Origin of the sequence: Saccharopolyspora gloriosae (assembly GCF_014203325.1) — a bacterium.
Lineage (GTDB): Bacteria > Actinomycetota > Actinomycetes > Mycobacteriales > Pseudonocardiaceae > Saccharopolyspora_C > Saccharopolyspora_C gloriosae.
In genome coordinates this window covers 3,730,542-3,752,132 of the sequence record NZ_JACHIV010000001.1, presented here as the reverse complement: position 1 = coordinate 3,752,132, position 21,591 = coordinate 3,730,542, and the positions used below count along the sequence as shown (strand labels likewise).

The window sequence follows — 21,591 nt, the reverse complement described above, 5'->3', positions numbered from 1 at the left end:
CGATGGGTGGTCTGCGGATCAGCTGTGCGAAGCGTCCATCGTGATCACGGCGCGGCCGGGGATGCGACCGCCGGCCAGGTCGTCGAACGCCTCGTTGACCCGCTCCAGCGGATAGGTGCGGGTGACGGTGCGCTCCAGCGACAGGGCACCGCCGACGGCCTCGGCCACGACGGCGGGCAGCGCCTCCCGCGTGCGCGCTCCGAAGGAACCGATGATGCGCAGTCCGCGGCGGACCAGCGGGGTGATCTCCACCTGGGCGCTCGCCGCGCCGGAGCCGATGCCGACGGCGACCATCCGGCCGCCGTCGGCGAGCATCCGCACGGACTGCTCGAAGGTCTGCGGCAGGCCCAGCGCCTCGAACACCGCGCTGACGCCCGCGCCGCCGGTCAGCTCGCGCACCTTCGCCACGGCGTCCTCGGTCGTGGAGTTCACCACGTGATCGGCGCCGAGGTCCCGGACGGCCGCGAGCTTGGCGTCGTCGACGTCGACGGCGATGACGGGGCTCGCGCCGTGCGACTTGGCCAGCTGCACGATGCTCGACCCGACGCCGCCGACGGCGACGACCGCGACGGCTTCGCCTTCGGCGACACCCCCGGCGTTGGCGACGGCGCCGTGCGCGGTGAACGCGGCGCAGCCGAGGATGGCGGCCTGCGCGGCGGGAACCGAGTCCGGCAGCGCCACGAGCGCCGTCACCGGCACGACGCAGTACTCGGCCAGGCCCGCCATCGAGTACATCGCCAGGTCCGCGCCGTCGCGCCCCCGCAGTCGGGTCGTGCCGTCGAACAGCCGGCCCTTCCCTCGGTTCTGCGCGAAGAACGGCCCGCACAGGTCGTCGCGGCCCGCGCGGCACGCGGCGCACTCGCCGCAGGGCATGATGAACGCGCCCACCACCGCGCCGCCGATCTCCACCCCGGCGGGCAGTTCGGTGTCCGGTCCCGCTTCGACGACGTGACCGGAGATCTCGTGACCGAGCACGGCCGGTGCGGGGAAACCGACCTCGCCCTTCATGACGTGCAGGTCCGTGTGGCACACCCCGCAGGCCACGACCCGCACCAGGGCTTCACCGCGTCGGGGCGAGGGCCGCGCGATCTCCTCCAGGCGCAGCGGTTCGGTGGGGCCGCTCCAGACGGCGGCGGTCATGGTCTGCATCGTGAGTCCTTTCCGGTGGGGGACGCCGTCGCGCTCAGGAACCGGCGCTGATGACGCGGTCGGCGGTGTCCTGGACGAACAGGCAGCCGACGAGCCCGACCAGCGCCCCGACCCCGCCGAGCGCCAGGGCGATGTGCAGGTCCCCGCCGGCGAGGGCCACCGCGCCGAGCGGGAACAGTCCCGAGCCGAGCCCGCGGGCGACGTAGTAGGTCGCGTTGCTGCCGAAGGCCCGGTAGCGGGTGGGGTAGAACTCGGAGATCCACGTCCCCAGCACCCCGAAACCGGCGTAGCCGATAGCCGGGCCCATCAGCGCGATGACCGCCACCGAAGGGCTGCCGATGTCGGCGAAGGCGAACGCGCCGAACGCGGCCACGCCGACGACCGAGGCGTAGAGGGTCGCCCGCCGCCGTCCGACCCGGTCGGACAGCGTGCCCGCGACCACGTAGGACGCGATGCCCAGCAAGGTGCCGACGGTGAGGATGATCGTGGACGCCGTCAGCGAGACACCCGCCGTTTCGCGCAGGTAGGTCGGCGCGAACGTGATGTAGGAGTAGCTGGCGGCGAACACGCCGGTGGTGGTGAGGGTCAAGAACACCGCGCCCCGGATCACGCTCCAGTCCGGCTTCGCCCGGACGGGGGCCGCCGCGGTGGCACCGGCCTCGTCCTTGGCGGCCAGCCACACCTTCGACTCGGGCAGCCACAGCGCGGCGGTGCCCGCGATGAGCAGGCAGCCGAGGCCGATGGCGACGAACCCGGTGCGCCAGCCCGCGTCGGAGCCGAGCGCGGAGATCGTCGTGTAGAGCACGAGCTGGGTGATCAGCGTCCCGGCGATGAACATGCCCTGGAGCACGGCCCCCATGAATCCGCGCTTCCGCGACTTCCAGCTCTCGGCGAACATCGCGAAGATGACGCCGAACGCGCCGCCCATCGCCAGCCCCGCGATGGCGCGGGTCAACGTGAACGTCGTGTAGTCCTGCGCGAATCCGCCCACGACGGCGGCGATCGAGTACATCGCCGTGAACGTCACGTAGCTGGCCTTGCGGCCCCACCTGTCGGCGATCCAGCCGAACAGGAATCCGCCCGCGATGGAGGCGAGGCTCTGCAAGGTGATCACGCCGACGACCGATTGCGTCGACACCGCGAACGAGGCGGCGAGGTCGGTGAGCGGGAAGCTGAGCAGGTTCAGCTCCATGCTCTCGATCAGCGCCCCGACGATCGCGAACAGGAGGATCAGGCGCCGTTCGCGGGAGGTGTAGGCGGTGGCGGCGGTGACCGCGGCGGGGTGCTCGGGAGCGGCTCCCGATGAGAATCCCATGGTCGGTGTGGCCCTTCGTCATTGGAGGGTGAGCACGAGCGGGTCGCGGGGATCACCGCGGCACGAGCACGTGCCGCATGGCGCCGATCCCCTCGATCTCGGTGCCGAGGATCTGGCCCGCGCGCAGGTAGACCGGCGGGCGGTGGCCGAGGCCGACCCCTTCCGGGGTGCCGGTGAAGATCAGGTCGCCGGGCAGCAGCGTGACGATGGCGGACAGCCGCTCGATCAGCTCCGCGACGGAGAACACGAGGTCGGAGGTGCGGGAGTCCTGGCGGACCTCGCCGTCGACGGTGGTCATCACGCGCAGGTCGTCGGGGTCGGCCACCTCGTCCGCGGTGACCAGCACCGGCCCGATCGGGGCGTAGCCGGGGAAGGACTTGCCGAGGCTGAACTGCGGCGGCGACCCGGCCTGCTGCACGGTGCGGTCGGAGATGTCCTGACCGGCGGTCAACCCCGCCACGCAGGACCACGCGTCCTCCCGCCGCACCCGGTGGGCCTCCCGGCCGATGACGACGACCAGCTCCACCTCCCAGTCGACGGTGTCGCCGCTGAGGGCGATGTCGCCGCGCGGGCCGGTGACGGCGCTCGGGAACTTGGTGAACACCAGCGGTTCGGTGGGCACGGGCAGGCCGGATTCCTCGGCGTGGCGGCGGTAGTTCAGCCCGACCCCGAAGATCTGGCGCGGCCGGGGGACGGGCGCGCCGAAGTCCTCCGGGCGGTGCTCGACCACGTCGCCCGAGGCCCCGGCGGCCCACCCCCGGAACGCGTCCCAGTCGTCGAACGCGCGCTGCGGATCGGAGCCGAACCGGCCTCCGCTGCTCGTCTCGACGTCGATCGGGCCGGCGTCGGTGATCAGGGCCGACCGGCCTCGGACGGATGCGAACTTCATGGCTTCTCCTCCTCGGAGATCAGGACGCGGAGCGCAGCTCGAACAGCAGGGTGAACTCGCGCGCGGTGGACGGGGCGGGGCCGAGGACCGGTTCGAGTTCGGCGAGCAGCCGAGCGGCCGGCACCTCCGGCTGGGGTTCGAGCAGCAGCAGTGCGGATTCGGCCGCCTGCTGCTGCGTCGTCGCCTTCCCCTCGCTCGTCGCGGCCTTGGCCGCCCCCACCGCCGCGTCCGGTTCGTACACCGAGGCGGCGTGCAGCAGGTGCGCGGCGCGCATCGCGGGCAGCACGGTTCCGGCCAGCTCGTCCCGGGCCGCGTCGAGGCGTTCCGAGGCGAGCTCCACGGCGACGCACCGGCCCGTCGAGCCCGCGCCGCTGGTGACGGTGATCCGGCACGTCGAGCGGCGGAACCGCGCGAACAGTGGCACGACGCGGCGGGTGAGCTCGGTCGGGGTGTCGAGCGCGCGCAGGTAGGCGGGGGAGGCGAGCACCTCGACGTCGTCGGTCTCGTAGATCGTCAGGAAGTCGGTGTGCCCGTCGCGCGCCCCGCCGGGAGCGACGTAGCGGCGCGCGCGCCGGAAGCCGGGGATCTCGACCCGCTCGGGCAGGTGCTCGAAGTTGTACCAGTCCTCGAAGAGCTCGCGGTCGCCGTCGGCGATCGTGATCCAGTTGAGCATCGCCCCGGCCCCGGTGACCGAGGTGAAGTCGCCGCCCATCAGAACAGCCCGTCGCGCTGCTGGAACTTGGTGGGCTTGCCGATCGTGGGGCCCGATTCGGCGACCCACGCGGCGACCTCGTCGACCATCTCGGCCAGCGTCGTGCCGGGGAACCCGAACTCCCGCTGCAACTCCGACCCGTCCATCACGTAGGCGTTGCCCGATTCGACGCCGTCGAACCGGGGCTCGCGCCCGAAGATCTCGCCGAAGTGCTCCGCCAACCGGCGGATCGAGACGATCTCCGGCCCGGTGATGTTGAGCCGCCGCGGCGGGGAGGTCGCCAGGTGCAGCGACCGCAGGGCGTAGGCGGCCACGTCGCGCTGCCAGATCACGCTCGCGTGGCCCATCTCCAGCGGGATCGGCTCGCCGTCGTGCACGGCCTGCGCGATCTCGGCCAGCACCCCGTACCGGGTCTCGATGGAGTACCCGAGGCGGAACTGCAGCAGCGGCGTCCCGTTCTTGCGGGAGAAGTGCTCGAAGATCCGTTCGCGCCCGACGCAGGACGCGGCGTACTCGCCGAGCGGTCCGGGCCAGTCCGCCTCGCGGGAACCGCCGGTCGCGACGTCGACGAGCGGATAGGTCACCAGCGTGGAGAACGCGACGATCCGGGAGTCCCGGAAGCGCTGCGCGACCCGTCCGGGCAGGTAGGCGTTCATCATCCAGGTGAAGTGCTCGTTGCCCGCGGTGCCGAACTTGTTCCCGGCCATGAACACGACGTTGGCGGCGTCCGGTAGTGCCGCCAGCTGGTCGTCGTCGGTGAGGTCCGCGGGGACGGGCCGCACGCCGTACTTCTCCAGAGTGGCGCGGGCCGCCGGGTCGGAGAAGCGGGCGACGCCGAACACCGTCTTGTCCACGCCCGCCTCGACCACCGCGCGGGCGGCCATCACCGCGACGCTGGGGCCGACCTTCCCGCCCACGCCCAGCACGGCGATGTCACCGTCGAGGCGAGCGACCGCCTCGACGACGTCGGGGGTGGGCTTGGTGAGCGAATCTTCCAAGACGGCGATGTCGGTCATCGATGACCTCCGAGGAGTGGGCTGCATCGACGGCGACATGACTGCCGCCGGGATTCAGCACACACTCGCATTGTGTGAACATCGCAGGCCATCCTAGAAATACCCAACGTGAGCGGAGCCGTGTTGTGAAGACCTCCCAATCCCCTCGGCGCTACGATCCCGTCGTCGACGAGCTCGTCGAGCAGGCCGCCGAGCGCATGTGGGGCGTCTACCCCGGCTACCAGCCGGAGCGGTTCGACCGGTCGGAACTCGACCCGGCGATCCGAGCCAACATCGAGCTCGCGGTGGCCGCGCTCGGCCAGGGCCGGGGGCCGACCCTCGCCGAACTCGAACCGGCGCGGGCTCTCGGCGCCGCTCGGGCCGATCAGTCGGTGCCGCTCGAATCGATCATCCAGGCCTACCGGCAGACCGAACGCGTGATCGTGCTCGACTTCCTGCAGCGGTCGCGGGAGTGGCCGCACGAGGAGGCGAACCGGGCCACGGCGCTGCTCATCTCGGTGTTCGACGAGCTGACCGACGCGATGATCGGTTCCTACCGGGACACCTCCAGCGCCCGCGAGGCGGCGCGGCGGCAGGTGGAGAACGAGGTCGTCGCGGCGCTGGCGGACGGGATCGACAGCGACTCGACCCGGTTCGACCGGTGGGTCCGGCTGCTCGACGTCGACGAGGACGGCTGCTGGACGGCCGCGGCCCTGCGCGGGCGGCCGGGCGATTCGGGGGAGCCGGCGGTGCCGCAGCGCCAGGTCCTGCTGCGGCAGCTGGCATCCGACGTCGACGACGTCATCTGCGGCGAGCTCAACAACACGCTGGTGCTCCTGCTGCGCACGCGGGACCGCCAGGACCAGGTGGAGCAGGTCCTGGCTGCCGCGATGGCCGGGATCGGCCAGGCCGCGCCGCTGGCCTGCGGGCTCGGGACGGCCACCGCCTCGCTGCGTACCGCCGCCCAGTCGTGCAGGCAGGCGCTCGCGTCGCTGCGGGTGTCGGCGTCACCGGCGTGGACGGGCGTCCCGGTCGTCGACTACCGGGACGTCGTCGTCGAGACGATGCTGCTCGCCGACCCGCTCGCCGCGGAGGCCCTGCACGCGAGCCGGATCGCGCCGCTCGAACCGCACCCGTACCTGATCGAGACGCTGGAAGCGTTGGCGGACGACCACTTGTCGCAGGCGGCGACGGCGCGGCGGCTGTTCGTGCACCTGAACACCATCGGCCACCGCCTGCATCGCATTCGCGAGATCACCGGCCTCGACCCGCTGCGCTTCCCGGACGTCCTGGAGTTCTCCTTGGCGCTGCGCTGGCGGAAGATCCGCGCGACCGATCCGACTCCCTGACGCCGAGCGGCCGATCCCGGTGTGGCGGGCCCGTGCGGCCCCACCGGTCCGGCGCGATCAGCCCAGGACGTGCGGGGCGAGGGCGTCGAGGATCCGGTGGTCGGCCTCCTGCGGGCGCATCTCGTCCGGCGTGCCGGGATAGGTGTCGAACAGGACGTGCGTCGCGCCGAGCTCGGCGAGCACGTCCAGGTCCCGGCGGACCTGGTCGAGCGTGCCCTGACCGGCCAAGCGAGCGTCGTCGTCCAGTTCGGAGTCGGTGAGCAGCAGCGGAAGTCGCGGCGCGAAGTCGGGTGCCGTGCGACTCGCGTCCTCGGCGGCGCGCAGCAGCGCGGGCACGCCCTCGTCACGCAGCCACGGGACTCGCTGGTTGTAGGGGTGCCACGCGTCGCCGAACCGCACCGCCCGGCGGATCGCCGCGGAACCGTTGCCGCCCACCCACAGCGGGGGACGGCGGGTCGGGAGCGGGCCGGTGGACACGTCGTCGAAGGAGACGAACTCGCCGTGGAAGGACAGCGTCTCCTCGGTCCACGCCCGAGTCAGGACCTCCAGGTACTCGTCGGTCATCCGGCCGCGGCGTTCGAACGGCAGGCCCAGCGCCTCGTACTCCTGGCGGGCCCAGCCGATCCCGGCGCCGAACAGGAGCCGCCCGCCGCTGAACCTGTCGAGGTTCGCGGTCACGCGCGCGGTGTGCAGCGGGTGGCGGTACGGCATGATCGTCACCGTCGTGCCCAGCTCGATCCGCTCGGTCTGCGCGGCGAGCCAGGCGAGCGTGGTGAACGGGTCGTAGAACGGCGCCGGGTACGGTTCGGCCGCGTCCGGAGTGATCGCGACGTGGTCGGAGATCATCGCGAAGCCGAACCCGCGGTCCTCCGCGTACCGGGCCCACCCCAGCAGCGTCGACGGATCCGTGCCCGGCCCGAAGTTCAGTATGTTGACGCCGAATCGCACCCGTGCTCCTACCCCTCGTGGATCTTCGCCTGCGCCCCAGACTGTCTTCCACACGGACTTCCGTCCAGCAGCGCTCCGGCGAACGTCCTGGGCCGGGTGTCGGGATGTGCGTCGCGGATTCAGCGTCCTGACGGGGACCTTTCCGACTGATCTTTTGATCTGTGTCTTGTCAGTGGCGAAGCCGCTGAGCAGCGACCGCCAGAGCAACTGGCACGCCGCGGGTTCTCAGTGGCTTCCTCGCGAGGACAGCTTTTTCCCTCGTGGCGGAGCCACTTGGGAAAAAGATCCCGCAGCGAGGAAGCCACTGAGGTTCCGCCACCCGCCCAGCTACGCAGGCCAAGCCGAAACCCCCCGCCCGCAGGGCGTCTACACCTGGGCCATGCCGCCGTCCACGCAGAGCTCCGCGCCGGTCATGAAACCGCTGTCGTCCGAAGCGAGGAACAGCGCGGCTCCGGCGAGCTCGCGGGGGTCCCCGAGGCGGCCCATGGGGACCTGCGCGGCCATCTGGGCGCGCAGCGCCGCCGGGTCCTGCCCGAAGTACTCGGCCTGCCCGTCGATGATGGCCGTGTCGAACGGTCCGGGGCTCAGCACGTTGACCCGCAGGCCACGGTCGCCGAACTCGGCGGCCCACACCCGCGCGTAGGAGCGCACGGCCGCCTTCGCCGCGCTGTAGGCGGTCGACCCGGGCAGTCCCTTGAACCCTTGGATCGAGCCGACCAGGATGATCGAGCCGCCGGCCGGCATGAGCGGCAGCATCGTCTGGACGGTGAACATGGTGCCGCGGGCGTTGATGTCGAACGTGCGGTCGACGTGATCTTCGGTGATCTCGCCGAAGTCCGCTCGCTCGATCATGCCCGCATTGGCCACGAGCACGTCGAGGTGGTCGTTCTCGCTCCTGATGGTCTCGGCGAGGCGGGCGAGATCGCTCGACGACGTGGAGTCCGCGACGACCGCGGTGACCCGCCCTCCGATCGAGGACGCCGCCTCTTCGAGAACGTCCTTCCGGCGGCCCGTGATGTAGACGTGCGCACCTTCGGCCGCGAACCTCTCGGCCACCGCCAGGCCGAGGCCTGCTCCTCCGCCCGTGACCAGCGCGACCTTGTCGGCGAGACGCATTCTTACTCCCTGTTGCCTGCATGAACTGACGCTTGCGGTCCAGAAGGTACGCACGGCGAGACATAGGCGCAAAGAGTCGTTCGCTATCCTCCGCATAGAAGAATCTCTATGCGGCGAGGTGGCTCCGGATGAACCTGCGGCAGTACGAGTACGCGCTGACGGTGGCAGAAGAGGGCAGCATCACGGCGGCGGCCGAGCGGCTCGGGCTCGCGCAGCCGTCGCTGTCCCAGCAGATCGGCACGTTGGAGAAGCAGGTCGGGGTGCGCCTGTTCGCGCGCACCCCGCAGGGAATGCTGCCGACGGTGGCGGGCCGGGCCTTCCTGGCGGAGGCGGAGGTCGCCACGACCGCGTCCCGGCGCGCGTTCACCGCCGCCCGCGCCGCCGACGGCGATCTGACGGGCGAGCTGATCATCGCCGTCTACCTGGGGCTCGGGACCCGCCGGCTGCCGCGCGCGCTCGGCGAGCTGCGCCGCCGTCATCCCCGCCTGCAGGTCACCCTCCACGAGGAGCCCGATCCCACGGACATGGAGCGGCTCGCGCGCCAGGGCACGCTCGACATGGTCCTGGTGCACGAGATCCCGCCGGGATGCCTGTTCGACGTCCACGAACTCGGCAGGGAGTCGTACGTCGCGGTGCTGCCCGAAGGGCACCCGCTGCTCGGCCGGGACGAGCCGCTCCTCCTCGAGGATCTCGCCGACGAGGGCTGGGTGCGCTACCGCCGGACCAGCAAGCTCGACGAGTACCTGGCGCGCCTGCTCGCCGATCGCGGCCTCGCCCCGCGGACGGTCGGCCGGGCCTCGCAGATCTCGACCGCGGTGCGGCTCGCCGCGGAAGGACTCGGTGTCACCCTCGCGCCGTCGTCGGCGATCCCCGCCGGGTTCGAACCGCTGACCCGTCCGCTGGGGCCCGCCCTGTCGGAGCCGGTGCTCGCGGGCGTGCGCCGCTCACCGGGCCGGGCCGAGATCGCCTTGCTGGACCAGTTGAGGCAGCAGGACTGGCCGAGCGCCGACGTCAGCGCGTCGAAGCGTTGAGGCGACGATTCGCGGACGCGCTCTAGCGCCGAGCGCCGCGCGAACGCGCGTAGCGCAGGCCGAAGTGCAGTGCGCCCGCCGCGCCGGCCGCCACGCCGGCCCAGCTCACCGCCACCGCCCACGGAGCCATCTCGCGCGTGCTCCACAGCAGCGCGACCACGACGAGCGCCACGGAGATCCAGAACCGTTCCACGTCGCTCGCGCCCCGGCCGATGGTCACCAGTCGATCACCTCGCACGTGCGCCTCCCGCTCCGACGACCGCCCGAGCTTAACGGTGACACCGGCGCCACCACGTCACTTCGGGCGAACAGGTGGAGGGTATTTCTATACCGGAACCCTGCTACGGTGTCGGTATAACTATACCGACCCGGAGGGCTTGAGGTACTCGTGATCGAACTGAAGACGGCTGCGGAGATCGAACGCATGCACGTGGCCGGGCGCTTCGTCGCCGAGGTGCTCTCCGAGGTGGGCCGCATCGCCGACGTTGGCGTCAACCTGATGGACCTGGAGCACCACGCGCGCGGCATGATCGAACGGCGCGGCGCGGAGTCGTGCTACTGGGACTACTCGCCGTCCTTCGGCAGGGGACCGTTCCGCAACGTCATCTGCCTCGCCGTCAACGACGCCGTCCTGCACGGGCTGCCGCACGACTACACCTTGCGCGACGGGGACGTGCTCACCGCTGACCTCGCGCTCGGCATCGACGGCTGGGTGGCCGACTCGGCGCGCACGATCATCGTCGGCACGCCCGCCGAGGAGGACCTGCGGATCATCCGCGCCACCGAGGAGGCGCTGGAGGCGGCGATCGCGGTGGCCCGTCCGGGCAAGCGCCTGGGCGACATCTCGGCGGCGATCTGGGCGGTGGCCCGCGACTACGGGTACCCGGTCAACACCGAGTTCGGCGGGCACGGCATCGGCCGCACGATGCACGGCGAACCGCACGTGTCGAACAAGGGCAAGGCGGGGCGCGGCCTGAAGCTCCGGCGGGGCCTGACCCTCGCGCTGGAACCGTGGTTCGCCGCCACCACCGACCAGATCGTCTACGACCCCGACGGCTGGACCATCCGCTCGGCCGACGGCTCCCGCACCGCCCACTCCGAGCACACGATCGCCATCACCGAAGGCGACCCGCTCGTCCTCACCCGCAGGGAAGGCGAACACCACTAGGGGTCCGGCGACGAAGTGGCTGAGCGAGCGACCGGCACCGCGGTTCTCAGCGGCCTTCTCGGGACGCCGATTTCGCCGCGCCGGACGTGCACGGCGAAATCGATCTCGCGGTGAGAAGGCCGCTGAGCTTCCGCTGTCCGAGCGCTACTCGGTCCCCGAGCGGATCACCGAGCGGGCGCCTCGGTGAACAGGTGGGGCTCGATCTCCGCTCCCTGCGCGAAGTTCTCCTCGATCTGGGCCTTCTCCTCGGGGTTGGCGAGGTTGTTCTTGCAGTCGGTCCCGGCGCTCGCCCCGGACATCAGGTCCTCGCAGACGCCGGTCCGGTCGTCGGGGAGTCCGAAGATGTGCCCGATCTCGTGGGTGGCGATGCGCGGGATGTGGTGGCCTTCGTTGACGGCCTGACGTCCCATCCACACCGTGCCGACGCCGAGGGATTCGGTCTGGGCGCGGGGCCATTCGTCGTCGGCGAGCACGGTGAGGTCGGCTTCGCCGCCGGTGGCCTTCTCCAGCTTGACGTTGGTGAGCTGGCCGTTCCACACCTCGGCGGCTTCGTCGATGGCGGCCTGGAACTCCTCGGCCTGGCTGGCGTCGTAGGTGACGACGTGGGGTTCGGCGTAGTCGCCGGGGACGGCGCCGGCCAGCGGCGCGCCCGCCACCAGCAGAGCCGCGGTCGCCGCACCCGCGAGTGCGGTCGTCATCGAAAACCTGGGCATGTGGGCTCCTCCGCTTCGGCCGTGTTCCGATGGCCTAGATGGACACGCCCGGAGGCTAGGCCCGCGATCTCCCCGGCCCCGCCCCTTGGCGGATAACCGCCACACCGAGCGCTGCCCGCGCACGACCCCCGCAATTTCGGGAGAAATCGACCCCGGTCACCGGGATGACGCTCGGGAAAACGCCCCGCGAAAAGGGAAGATAACCGCTGATCTCTGGTGGGTGGTGTTTCAACTTCTCGCGAAATTGCGAGGGTTTGAAGCGGGTGTGGCGCGGTTGGGCGGGGAGGGGGTTCAGGTGTCCTTCGTGGACCGATGCAGCTCCGCGAGGTCGAACACGCGCATACGGCCGGGTGCGGTCGCCGCGCAGGTCAGCGGCCGTCCGGTGTCGACCCACCGCTCGCGCAGCAGCACCGTGCAGGCGGGCTCCGCGAGTTCCACGCGCCAGCCCTCGGCCCCGTCGGGTTCGAGTCCGAGCACGCGCAACGCGTCGATCCCGGTTTTCCCGGTCACCGCCCGCGCGTGGTGCTGCGCGGCCTGCGCCGCGGGCGGCAGCGAGGTCCTGCCGCGCAGCCAGCGCGGATCGAGGTTCCCCGCGCGGTAGTGCCGCACCGCCTCGACCGCGTCGGCCACCGGGACGCCGCCGAGGAGGTAGCCGTGCGGCAGCAGGACCACCGCGGGCGCGAACCGGCAGCCTCCGACGTGACTGCACTCCCAGGTGCTGCCCGGAGCCGACGCCGCGAGCGCCGCCGCCACCGGACGGCCGCGCACCGCGCAGCACGTGTCGTGCCTGCCGTGGGCGCACACCAGGTTCAGCGGTCCCTCGGCGATCTCGCCGGTGGAGCGCGCGGCGGCCGGAAGTTCGGCGTCCGCGGTGAACTCGCCGGTGCGGATCGACTCGTGGCCGGGTCGGGAATCCACGCGGAACCACCGCCGCGTCGTCCCGTTGCGGGCCGCGCGTTCCGGTCGGCGCACGAGGACCAAGCGCGCGCTCCAGGCGGTCGCCCACTGCGACAGCGCGGCGACGACGCCGGGATCGAGGCCCGAATCGGTCAGCCCGCCGCGCCCCCACGGTCCGGGATGTTCGATCAGGAACCAGCGGTCCGCGGGCGGCGCGGAACCCTCCAGCGGATCACCCGCGGCCTGGGCGACGAAGGAGCAGCGCGGCCAGATCGGTGCGGGCGGTCCCGTCACGGCGTGGCGGCCGGTACTAGCACGCCCTCCCGCAGCAGCCGGCGCACCAGCACCACCTGGTCGGCCTCGTCGGCTCCCGGCAGCTCGCCCACGCGGACCGTGCCGCCGGTGAGCAGCGCGCGCAGCGGCACCGCCGTCGCGGCGGGCAACGAGAGCCGTCGGTCCGGCAGCTCCAGCACCACCTCGTCGTGCTGCTCCAGCAGCCGGTGGTGCAGCCCGGTGCGCCGCCGCACGGCGTCGCCCGCGGCCAAGCCCTCGGCGAACGCGGCACCGGCCACCGGTCGCACCGGCTCGGGCCGCCCACCGGACCAGACCGCGCCGCGGACGTGGCGCGCCACGGCGTCGGCGGAGACGTCCCGCAGCGCGTCGGCCAGCGCCGAGCGCACCGAGTCCAGGTGCGGGGCGAGCTGCGCCGGATCGGCCACGTCGATGCCCAGCGGCAGCGAGCAGCGCAGCTCCCGGTCCTGCGCGCAGAGCGCCGTCAGCGCTTCCACCAGCGCGAACCGGGTCAGCACGTGCACGCCCACCGTCAAGTGCGCCGAGACGTCGCCGAGCGCGGTCGCGGAGTGCAGCCAGCCGCGCGGCAGGTACATCGCGTCGCCCGGCTCCAGGACGGTGTCGATCTCGGGTTCTTCGCGGGCGCGGTCGGCCACCGCGCGGGCGTGCTCGTTCCACGGCTGATCGCGCAGCGGGTCGGCGTGCACGGGAGCGTGCACCGTCCAGTGCTTGCGCCCGGCGAGCTGGAGCACGAACACGTCGTGCACGTCGTAGTGCGCGGCGAACCCGCGCGAGGACGGCGGCGTCACGTACGCGTTGGCCTGCACGGGATGCCCGAGCTCCTCGGCGAGCGCCGTGGTGAAGTCGATGACGCCGGACCAGGTCCGGTGCAGCGCCTGCAGCACGACCGTGGTGCCGTCGCCGAAGAGCGCGGCCACCTCGTCGTCGCGCACCTGGTCGCCGATCTCCGCGCCGACCCCGCCGGGGCCGGTGAACCACTCTGAGCCGACCACCGAGCCTTCCCGTGCGAGCCGCAGGAACGGCGTGCGCAAGCCGCGGCGCGAGAGCAGTTCATCGACCCCGTCGAGGTCGAGCACATCGCGGAAGGCGTCGGGGTCGGCGCCCCGCACCAGCAGCGGAGCCCGTCCCCAGTGCCGGTCGCCGAACCCGGTCACGTCCGGGCCGACGACCCGCGCCAGCGCCGCCGGGGGAGCGGCGGCGCTCTCCGCCGATTCGCTGAGCTCAGCGGGCACCGCTGTCGGCTCCGCCGTCGGCTCCGCCGTCGTGCTGGCCGGGGGTGCCGCGGCCGGTGCCGGAGTCCGCCGGCCCTTCGGCACTGCCGTCGGCGCCGCCGTCGTGCTGGCCGGGAGTGCCTTGTCCCGCGCCGGAATCGGCCGGTCCTTCGGCCCCGGAGTCGGCGCCCCCGTCGGCGCCCCCGTCGTGCTGACCGGGAGTGCCTCGTCCCGCGCCGGAGTCGGCCGGTCCTTCCGCACCGCCGCCGCCGGAAGTCCTGATGTCATCGTCGTCGAGTGCCACGAATCCTCCTCGTGTTGTGACCGACCACAGCAACGTTCCTTTGGCGTACCCCGATCCGGCGCGGACCATGCCCGGCCGACCCGAACGGGACCGTCAGCTCAGTCCCAGCGCCGGGGCAAGCTCGCGGAGGACGGGCAGCGGGTCCTCGGATTGGTCGTCGCCGAGGACCTGGACCAGCACGTGGTCGGCACCGGCGTCCAGGTGCCGCCGAACGTGCGCGGCGAGCGCGTCGGCGTCGCCCATGGCGACCATGCCGTCGGCCAGCCGGTCGGAGCCGCCGACGACCAGGTCGGATTCGTCGAATCCCTGGCGCAGCCAGGAGTTCTGGTAGTTCGGCAGCTGCGAGTACATGTGCAGGTGCTGGTGCGCGCGCCGCAGACCTGTCTCCCGGTCGGCGGTGAGGGCGACCGCCTGCTCGCTGACGACCCACTTGTCCGGGCCGAGCTGCTCGCGGGTGCTCGCGGTCTGCTCGGGGGTGACCAGGTACGGGTGCGCCCCGTCGGCGGCGGTCCCGGAGAGCTCGATCATCTTCGGCCCGAGCGCGGCCAGCAGCCGGGCGGGGCGCTGGTCGTTCGGCTCGATCTTGTCCGAGACGGCGTCCATGGTCCGCAGGTAGTCGCGCATGGTGCTCAGCGGCTTGGCGTAGGTGCCCGCGTAGCTGTGCTCCACCAGCGGCGCGTGGCTGACCCCCAGCCCGAGCACGAACCGGCCCGGATGCAGCGCCCCGAGCGTGCGGGTGGCGGTCTCGCTGGCCGGGGCGCTGCGGGCGTGGATGTTGGCGATGCCGGTGCCGACGACGAGCCGCTCGGTGCCTCCCAACAGCGCGGCGGCCTGCGTGAAGGTCTCCTTGCCGCCGGCTTCGCCGTAGAACAGCGACGCGTACCCGAGCTGCTCGATCTCGCGGGCACGGGCGATGACGTCGTTGATCGGCCACAGATCGCTGGTCCACCACACACCGACGCGGGACCGGAAGTTGATTTTGCTCATACCGCCGAGGCTACCGGCGTCCGCCGGAAACCCGCGTGATCAAATTTGCCGTCTGGGACCGTCTCCTCCCCCCGGAGCCGGAGGCCGTCCAGGGTCGTCACCGCGCCGGGCGCCAGCCCAGGGCCGGGCCCAGCTTCGTGGCCATGTCGGTGAGGATCTGGACGTAGTCGTCGTGGTCGAAGTGGAACGGCAGCGCGAACGCGACTTCGTCCACCGCGCGGAATCCCGCGTGCGCGGACAGCCGTTCGGCGAGCTGGGCGGAGTCGCCCACCAGGTCGGGTGAGTACACCAGCCGTGCCGGGCCGTGCGGAGTCGTGGTGCGCGGCAACCGGTCCGCCGCGTAGGCGGCGTACTTGGCGCGCTGCGCGGGAGTGGCGCTGTCGGTCGGGATCACCACCAGCCCCTGCGAGACCCGGGCGTGCTGCCCGGCGGGGTGGTGGGCGCGGAACTCCTCGATCAGCCCGAGCTGGATCTGTTCGAAGTCCTCGGAGCGTTCGGCCTTGACCACGCTGCTGACCAGCAGGTTCAGTCCCTGACGTCCGGCCCAGGCCGCTGAGCGGAGGCTGCCGCCGCCGTACCAGAGGCGGTCGGCCAGGCCGGGCGAGTGCGGCTGCACGCGGTCGGAGAACACCTCGATGCCCTCGGTGCCGCGGAATTCCGAGGCGGGGGCTCCGCGCACGAAGTCGATGAACCGCTCGGCCCGGCCGTAACCGAGGTCCTCCTGCTCGGCGGTGTCCGGGTACAGCGCCGAGCGGACCCGGTCGAAGTGCATCGGGGGCCCGGTGCTCACACCCGGGTTGAGCCGCCCGCCGGAGAGCACGTCCACCGTCGCCAGGTCCTCGGCCAGCCGCAGCGGGTTCTCCCAGCCCAGCGGGATCACCGCGGTGCCCAGTTCGATCCGGCTGGTGCGCTGGGTGAGCGCGGCGAGCACCGCGGTGGGCGAGGAGATGCCGTACTGCAGGTGCCGGTGGCGCAGCCACGCCGAGTCGAACCCCAGCCGCTCGCCCAGCTCCACGATCTCCAGCGTCGACTCGTGGCCCGGACGGGGGTCGTCGCCGTCGAACAGCCCGATCGTCAGGAATCCCAGCTTTCGCAGGGGTGTCACCAGCTCGGACACGGGGTCCTCCGTCCAGTCGCTCCGGTCACGGTTCTCAACGCGACGGTGCGCACCGGTAGTCCCGCGGCGGCGGGCGTCCCAACCGGCGGGACGCGAGTGCTCCCGGGCGGCGGCGCGCCGGTCCCGGTGGTGCGTTCCGCGTGGTCAGCGGCTCGCGGGAGTGGTATTCCTCATCGCGGGCGCGGTGCTCGGAGTTCCGCCGCCGTGGCATGATTCGGGCACCATGCACGAACTTCTGCGCGACGATCCGGTGATCGCGAGCGTCAAGGACGAGGCGGGGCTGCGGGCCGTGCTGCGCTCGGACCGCTCGGTGGTCTTCCTGCTGTTCGGGACGATCCTCACCCTTCCCCGCCTGGTCGAGGAGTTGAAACAGGCGGGCAAGACGGTCCTGGTCAACGTCGACATGGTGGACGGGCTCGTCGGCAAGGAGATCGCCGTGCGCTTCCTGCGGGAGAACACCCGCGCCGACGGCCTGCTCAGCTCCAAGGCCGTGGTCGTCAAGGCGGCCCGCAACCACGGAGTGCACGCGGTGCACCGCTTCTTCCTCGTCGACTCGTTCTCGTACCACAACCTGGCGAAGCAGATCGAGCTGTCCAAGCCGGATTTCGTCGAGATCCTCCCCGGCTGCGTACCGCGGGTGATCAGCTGGCTGCGCGCGGACATCGACGTGCCGATCATCGCCGGGGGCCTGGTGTGCGACAAGGAGGACGTCGTGGCGGCCCTGGGCGCGGGCGCGGCGGCCATCGCCTCCTCCAACACCGACGTCTGGGCCATGTGAGCCGCTGACGTCGGGAGTTCTGCGGAGCGCGGCGTTACTCGGAGAACGCGGCGAGAGCACGGGCCGTGTCGATGTACTCCCTGGCCGCCACCACTTTCGCGTCCCTGAACTCGAACGCGAAATGATATGCCTGGTCGAGGTGCTTCCCGTTGTGCAACCGTGCGCGTGAAACCGCCTCGACGGCGGCGCCGGCCTCATCCGCGATCACGTTCGTCACCGTCACGCTGATCGCGTCGGGCAGCGATGCGTGGAAGCGCTCCATGTGCTCGATGAAGGCGGCCCTCGACATGCTCCCGGAGACCGGGAACGAGCTCGGGTCGGCCATCACCGTCCACACGGCCGCGTCGTCGAGGACGTCGAGGGCATCGGAGAGCCGGCCTGTCGACAGCCCTTCAACGAGGCGCCGGGCCGATGCCCTGTTCTGCTCGATCGTCATGTTCGCCCTCGTCGTCGGGACGGGGGCGCCTGCTCGCCGCCCTGCCTCCGCATCGAGTATTCCGTGAACTTCCCCGAGCGCCGGAGGCAGGGTGCAGCGGAATTCGGGGCTCAGCCGAAGATCCTTGCGGAGCGGCGGAAGATCTCGTCGGTGTGGTGGGTGATGTCGCGGTGCACCGCGCCTTGGCGCGCGTACAGCTCGGTGTTCTCGGGCGTGGGCCGGAACCCGGTGTCGGCCGAGATCATCGCGTGCGTCGCCTCGTCCACGTCGGAGTGCACGCCGAGGCCGACTCCCGCGATCAGCGCGGCGCCGAGCCCGGCGGCGTTGTTCACCGCGGGACGAGCGGCGGGGACGCCGAACACGTCCGCGACGATGCCCATCATCACGTCGGATCCCGCGCCACCACCGGAGACCAGCACCCGGTCGAACCGGGTGCCGAGTTCGGCGGCCATCGTCGTGGCGTGCTCGTGCATGGTCAGCGCGATGGCTTCGAGCACGGCGCGGTACAGGTGGAACCTGCCCTGTCGCCCGTCGAAGCCGAGGAACGCTCCCTTGCGGTGCGGCGCGTCGACGGGCGCGAGCCAGTCCAGCACCGCCATCAGGCCGTCGCAGCCCGGCGGGACCTGCGCGGCCTGGACGTCCAGGAACCGCTCGACGTCGAGACCGGCTTCCCGCGCCCGCGCGGTGACTTCGTCACCGAGCAGGTCCCGCAGCCAGCTGACCGTCCACATCCCGCGCCGGATGCCGCCGCTCTCGTAGAGGTAGCGGTGCGGTTCGCAGGCGAAGTTCGTCCAGAACCCGTTCGCGCCGCTGATGTTGCGCTCGCCGGTCGTCATGCTCGTGATGTAGGTGCCGAGCGAGATCAGCAGCGTGCCCGGGTCGCGCAGGCCGCACCCCAGCGCTTCCACGGCCTTGTCGTTGGCGGTGGCGACCACCGGCAACCCGCTTGGCAGGCCGGTGTGCTCGGCTGCGGCCGGGGTGACCCGGCCCAGCACCTCGCCCGGCATGACCAGGTCGAACAGCATGTCCAGCGGCATCCCGGTCGATCGTTGCGCCGACGAGTCCCACTGCCAGGTGTCGGTGTCGATCGGCCAGACGCCCTGGTAGTTCGCGGCCGTGTCGCGGAATTCCCCGGTCAGCCGGTGCGTGAGGTAGCCGGAGGACGTGGTCACGCGGGCCACCGCCTCGTCCTCGTGCTCGTACGGCCGGGACACCCGCTCGTCCATCCAGCTCAGCACCGGCCGCGCGAGGCTCCCGTCGGCGCGCAGCAGCGCCCGGCAGAAGCGGATCGTGCACAGCCCGACCCCGGCGATCTCCTCGGGGGCACCGGGAAATCCGGCCATCGCCGCGCGGCACGCGGCGCCGATGGAGTCCCACAGGTCGTCGTCGGGGTGCTCGACCACACCGGGGCGCGGCGTGCTGCTGGGTCGCAGCGCCTGGCGCCCGTGGCTGATGACGGTGCCGTGCTCGTCGAAGATCGTGACCTTCGTGCTCTGCGAACCGTTGTCGATGCCGACCAGGTAGCGGGTCACGGGACTCCTCACGCCGGGAAGATCGTGCCGCGGTTCATGATTCCGTTGGGGTCGAAGGACTCCTTGAGCCGCACCAGCATCTCGTAGGCGCTGCCGTGCTCCTGCTCCGTCCACTGTGCACGGTACTTGCCGATGCCGTGGTGGTGCACCATGGATCCGCCGTGGCGCAGCGCCTCCTCGACGATGATCGCGTTCAGCGGCTTGTGGTACTGCTCGATCTCCTCGCGCGGTTCGCAGTTGATCCGGTAGTCGTAGACGAAGTACATGTTCGTGCCGGTCTGGTAGCTGTGCGAGGAATGCCCGCCGAGCATCGTCAGGTCCTCGAAGCGCGGGAACTCGGCGCGGACGCGCCGCATGACGCTGTCGTAGATGGCGCCGATGCTCGACCAGTCGGCCGAGATCTCCGTGGTGTAGCCGAGGCGGCGTTCGTCGAGCATCGCCTGCTGCTCGGCGCGGATCTTGTCGGTCCCCCAGTTCAGGTTCTCGAACCAGGACTCGATCAGCGCCGGATCCACCGGCGCGTTCGGGTGCTCCGCGACGACGCGCTCGATCTCGGCGCTGGTGGCCTCGACGATGCCCGCGGGTCCTTCGGCGACGAACACCAGCACGCAGCGGCCGTCGTTGAAGTGCGCGAAGTGCTGGTCGGCGTCCTGTTCGGAGTAGACCCGCGCCACCGACGGCCGGAAACCGCCCGTGATGACCTCCCGCAGGATCGAGATCCCGGTGTGCAGGTCGTCGAGCAGGTAGCCGTGGAAGCGGTTGTTCTCGGGCTGGTGCTTGAACAACTTGACCGTCACCTCGGTGACGAAGCACAGCGCGCCTTCGTTGCCGATCACGATGCTGCGGATGTCCGGGCCCGCCGCGCGGCGCGGCACGTTCTTGATCCGGCTGGTGCTGCCGTCCGGGAGCACGGCCTCCAGACCGACCACCATGTCCTCGATTCCGCCGTAGAGCGTGGAGAACTGGCCGATCGACCGGGTCGCGACCAGCCCGCCCAGCTGTGCCAGCGGCTTGGACTGCGGGGAGTGGCCGGTGGTGAGGCCGTGTTCGCGCACCGCGTCCTCCAGGACCTGCAGCGGCACGCCGCACTGGGCGGTGACCTGCATGTTCTGCGGGTCGATGTGCAGGATCGCGTCCATGGCCGAGCCGTCGAGCACGATCGTGCCCTCGACGGCCGTCTCCAGCCCGCCCTCGGTGCCGGTCCGGCCGGTGCGCGGGACCACGTTGATCCGGTGCTCGTCGGCGAACGCGAGCACCGCCGCGACCTGCGCGGTGTCGGCGGCGCGGACGATCGCGCACGGCAGCGGACCGTCGAAGATGCCGTGCACCGCGGTGTACTTCTTGAAGCGGTCCACGCTGGCTTCGCGCAGTTCCTGCTCGTCGGTCACCACGCGCTGCGGTCCCGCGATGTCGTGCAGGCGCTCGACGATCCATGCGGCTGTTGCGGTCAAGGGTTTCTCCGTTCCGGTTCGGTGCTGATCAGCGGGTCAGGTAGCCGCCGTCGACGGCGAGCACCTGCCCGTTGACGTAGTCGGACGCTCGGCTGGCGAGGAAGACGGTCGTGCCCATCAGGTCGGCGACCTCACCCCAGCGCCCGGCGGGGATGTGGTCGAGCACCCGGCGGCTGGCCACCGGGTCTGCCCGCGTCTGCTCGGTGATGGCGGTGGCGAAGTAGCCCGGCGCGATCGCGTTGACCTGGATGCCGTGCTGGGCGAGCTCGTCGCAGTAGGTCTTGGTGAAGCCCACGATCGCGTGCTTGGTCGCCGCGTAGGCGGGGGACCACTGGCCGCCGAGGAACGAGAACAGCGACGCGATGTTGATGATCTTGCCGGAGCCCTGCGCGGTCATGAACCGCGCCGCCTCCCGGCTGAGCTCGAACGGGACGGTGAGGTTGATGTCCACCATCGGGTCCCACTCGGCCCGCCCGAACTCCGCGACCGGCGCGGTGCGGCAGATCCCGGCCGAGTTGACCAGGACGTCCACCGAGCCGAGCCGCGAGACGCAGGCCTCGATCGCGGCGCGCGGGCCGCCGTCCGCGGTGAGGTCGGTGGGCAGGAACTCCATCCGGCGCCCGGTGGCCTCCACCAGTTCCCGCGTGGCGCCGCCGTCGTCGAGCACGCTGGGCACGAACACGTCGGCGCCCGCCTTCGCCAGCGCCAGCGTGAACGCCTGCCCCAAACCGGTGTTGCCGCCCGTGATGACGGCGTTCTTGCCGGCGAGGGAGAACGCGTCCAGCGAGAATTCTCGAACGTCCATCCGCTTCCTTTCCGCTGTTCCCGGGCGAATTCGGGCACGACGATTCCGGAGTCCGGTGGAAAACCGGGCTCCGAGCGCAAAAAAAGAGAACAGTCCCCGGCGTGAGCACGGGTCGCTGTTCTCTAGGTCTCTAGCAACCGCCCGCAGGAACTGCGGGCACATCTGAAGTTGGGGGACGCCTCAGCGGCGTGCCGCCACGCTAACCAGCGCGTTCGTCGCCTGTCAAGCGCGGCGCCCGGCGCTGTGCCTTCCGGGTGATTCGGCGGCCTTCCGGGCGATTCGCCGGAGCGCTCTTGACACTCCCACGGCGCCCCTCGCAAACTTCCGGCGTCACGCCGGAATCCGTTCCAAATCTGGAACGAATCACTCCTTCTCC

The 21,591-nt window shown here is 71.5% G+C and carries 22 protein-coding genes; 4 read left to right on the top strand and 18 right to left on the bottom strand.

The window, feature by feature from the left end:
* Window positions 1-18: 18 nt before the first annotated feature.
* The 5 genes from BJ969_RS16630 to BJ969_RS16610 are packed head-to-tail and all read right to left on the bottom strand — an operon-like array spanning window position 19 to window position 5,081.
* On the bottom strand, window positions 19-1,149 hold the full coding sequence (locus BJ969_RS16630) for a zinc-binding dehydrogenase (protein ID WP_221315849.1): 1,131 nt from the start codon (window positions 1,147-1,149) through the stop codon (window positions 19-21).
* Between the two features lie 34 nt (window positions 1,150-1,183).
* On the bottom strand, window positions 1,184-2,464 hold the full coding sequence (locus BJ969_RS16625) for an MFS transporter (protein ID WP_184479815.1): 1,281 nt from the start codon (window positions 2,462-2,464) through the stop codon (window positions 1,184-1,186).
* Between the two features lie 52 nt (window positions 2,465-2,516).
* Window positions 2,517-3,353, bottom strand: a complete 837-nt coding sequence (locus BJ969_RS16620; RefSeq protein ID WP_184479814.1) for a fumarylacetoacetate hydrolase family protein — start codon at window positions 3,351-3,353, stop codon at window positions 2,517-2,519.
* A 19-nt stretch (window positions 3,354-3,372) separates the two neighbouring features.
* The gene (locus tag BJ969_RS16615) at window positions 3,373-4,065 is read right to left on the bottom strand and encodes a DUF4286 family protein (protein WP_184479813.1); all 693 of its coding nucleotides are present in this window, start codon (window positions 4,063-4,065) and stop codon (window positions 3,373-3,375) included.
* Window positions 4,065-5,081: an NAD-dependent epimerase/dehydratase family protein gene (locus tag BJ969_RS16610; protein ID WP_184479812.1), complete on the bottom strand. Its 1,017-nt coding sequence runs from the start codon at window positions 5,079-5,081 to the stop codon at window positions 4,065-4,067. Before BJ969_RS16610 ends, BJ969_RS16615 begins: the two co-directional genes overlap by 1 nt.
* Before the next feature lie 125 nt (window positions 5,082-5,206).
* On the opposite strand from BJ969_RS16610, the gene BJ969_RS16605 reads away from it, so the two are divergent.
* Entirely contained in the window at window positions 5,207-6,409 is a 1,203-nt protein-coding gene (locus BJ969_RS16605; protein ID WP_184479811.1) for an RsbRD N-terminal domain-containing protein, read from the top strand.
* Window positions 6,410-6,466: 57 nt separating this feature from the next.
* Here the strand turns inward: BJ969_RS16605 and BJ969_RS16600 are convergent, their stop codons facing one another.
* Window positions 6,467-7,357 (bottom strand): TIGR03619 family F420-dependent LLM class oxidoreductase, encoded by an 891-nt coding sequence (locus tag BJ969_RS16600; protein WP_184479810.1) that lies wholly within the window; start codon window positions 7,355-7,357, stop codon window positions 6,467-6,469.
* Between the two features lie 366 nt (window positions 7,358-7,723).
* Window positions 7,724-8,473 (bottom strand): SDR family NAD(P)-dependent oxidoreductase, encoded by a 750-nt coding sequence (locus tag BJ969_RS16595; protein WP_184479809.1) that lies wholly within the window; start codon window positions 8,471-8,473, stop codon window positions 7,724-7,726.
* Window positions 8,474-8,601: 128 nt separating this feature from the next.
* Between BJ969_RS16595 and BJ969_RS16590 the strand changes: the two genes are divergently transcribed.
* A complete protein-coding gene (locus BJ969_RS16590; RefSeq protein ID WP_184479808.1) occupies window positions 8,602-9,504 on the top strand; it encodes a LysR family transcriptional regulator in 903 nt (300 codons plus the stop codon).
* A gap of 22 nt (window positions 9,505-9,526) precedes the next feature.
* On the opposite strand, the gene BJ969_RS16585 is transcribed toward BJ969_RS16590, so the two are convergent.
* Window positions 9,527-9,724: a hypothetical protein gene (locus BJ969_RS16585; protein WP_184479807.1), complete on the bottom strand. Its 198-nt coding sequence runs from the start codon at window positions 9,722-9,724 to the stop codon at window positions 9,527-9,529.
* 168 nt (window positions 9,725-9,892) lie between these two features.
* Here BJ969_RS16585 and map point away from each other — a divergent pair, with 168 nt between their 5' ends.
* Window positions 9,893-10,672, top strand: coding sequence for a type I methionyl aminopeptidase (gene map, locus BJ969_RS16580; protein WP_184479806.1), 780 nt, complete (start codon window positions 9,893-9,895; stop codon window positions 10,670-10,672).
* 164 nt (window positions 10,673-10,836) lie between these two features.
* Here the strand turns inward: map and BJ969_RS16575 are convergent, their stop codons facing one another.
* The 6 genes from BJ969_RS16575 to BJ969_RS16550 all read right to left on the bottom strand — a co-directional run bounded on the left by BJ969_RS16575 (window position 10,837) and on the right by BJ969_RS16550 (window position 16,204).
* Window positions 10,837-11,385, bottom strand: coding sequence for a snapalysin family zinc-dependent metalloprotease (locus BJ969_RS16575; RefSeq protein ID WP_246456903.1), 549 nt, complete (start codon window positions 11,383-11,385; stop codon window positions 10,837-10,839).
* Window positions 11,386-11,676: 291 nt separating this feature from the next.
* Window positions 11,677-12,576 (bottom strand): sucrase ferredoxin, encoded by a 900-nt coding sequence (locus BJ969_RS16570; protein ID WP_343071446.1) that lies wholly within the window; start codon window positions 12,574-12,576, stop codon window positions 11,677-11,679.
* The gene (locus BJ969_RS16565) at window positions 12,573-13,826 is read right to left on the bottom strand and encodes a cupin domain-containing protein (RefSeq protein WP_343071445.1); all 1,254 of its coding nucleotides are present in this window, start codon (window positions 13,824-13,826) and stop codon (window positions 12,573-12,575) included. The genes BJ969_RS16570 and BJ969_RS16565 overlap by 4 nt, the downstream gene beginning before the upstream one ends.
* On the bottom strand, window positions 13,816-14,109 hold the full coding sequence (locus BJ969_RS30175) for a hypothetical protein (RefSeq protein ID WP_184479805.1): 294 nt from the start codon (window positions 14,107-14,109) through the stop codon (window positions 13,816-13,818). Before BJ969_RS30175 ends, BJ969_RS16565 begins: the two co-directional genes overlap by 11 nt.
* 93 nt (window positions 14,110-14,202) lie before the next feature.
* On the bottom strand, window positions 14,203-15,096 hold the full coding sequence (locus BJ969_RS16555) for an LLM class F420-dependent oxidoreductase (RefSeq protein WP_184479804.1): 894 nt from the start codon (window positions 15,094-15,096) through the stop codon (window positions 14,203-14,205).
* Window positions 15,097-15,193: 97 nt separating this feature from the next.
* A complete protein-coding gene (locus tag BJ969_RS16550; RefSeq protein WP_221316535.1) occupies window positions 15,194-16,204 on the bottom strand; it encodes an LLM class flavin-dependent oxidoreductase in 1,011 nt (336 codons plus the stop codon).
* A 232-nt stretch (window positions 16,205-16,436) separates the two neighbouring features.
* Here BJ969_RS16550 and BJ969_RS16545 point away from each other — a divergent pair, with 232 nt between their 5' ends.
* Window positions 16,437-16,991 (top strand): glycerol-3-phosphate responsive antiterminator, encoded by a 555-nt coding sequence (locus tag BJ969_RS16545; RefSeq protein WP_184479803.1) that lies wholly within the window; start codon window positions 16,437-16,439, stop codon window positions 16,989-16,991.
* A gap of 34 nt (window positions 16,992-17,025) precedes the next feature.
* Here the strand turns inward: BJ969_RS16545 and BJ969_RS16540 are convergent, their stop codons facing one another.
* From BJ969_RS16540 to BJ969_RS16525, 4 genes are all read right to left on the bottom strand, one after another.
* A complete protein-coding gene (locus tag BJ969_RS16540; RefSeq protein ID WP_184479802.1) occupies window positions 17,026-17,427 on the bottom strand; it encodes a nuclear transport factor 2 family protein in 402 nt (133 codons plus the stop codon).
* A gap of 110 nt (window positions 17,428-17,537) precedes the next feature.
* The gene (locus tag BJ969_RS16535) at window positions 17,538-18,959 is read right to left on the bottom strand and encodes an FGGY-family carbohydrate kinase (RefSeq protein WP_184479801.1); all 1,422 of its coding nucleotides are present in this window, start codon (window positions 18,957-18,959) and stop codon (window positions 17,538-17,540) included.
* Window positions 18,960-18,967: 8 nt separating this feature from the next.
* Window positions 18,968-20,410: an FAD-binding oxidoreductase gene (locus tag BJ969_RS16530; RefSeq protein ID WP_184479800.1), complete on the bottom strand. Its 1,443-nt coding sequence runs from the start codon at window positions 20,408-20,410 to the stop codon at window positions 18,968-18,970.
* 28 nt (window positions 20,411-20,438) lie between these two features.
* Window positions 20,439-21,215: an SDR family oxidoreductase gene (locus tag BJ969_RS16525; RefSeq protein ID WP_184479799.1), complete on the bottom strand. Its 777-nt coding sequence runs from the start codon at window positions 21,213-21,215 to the stop codon at window positions 20,439-20,441.
* Window positions 21,216-21,591: the final 376 nt, after the last annotated feature.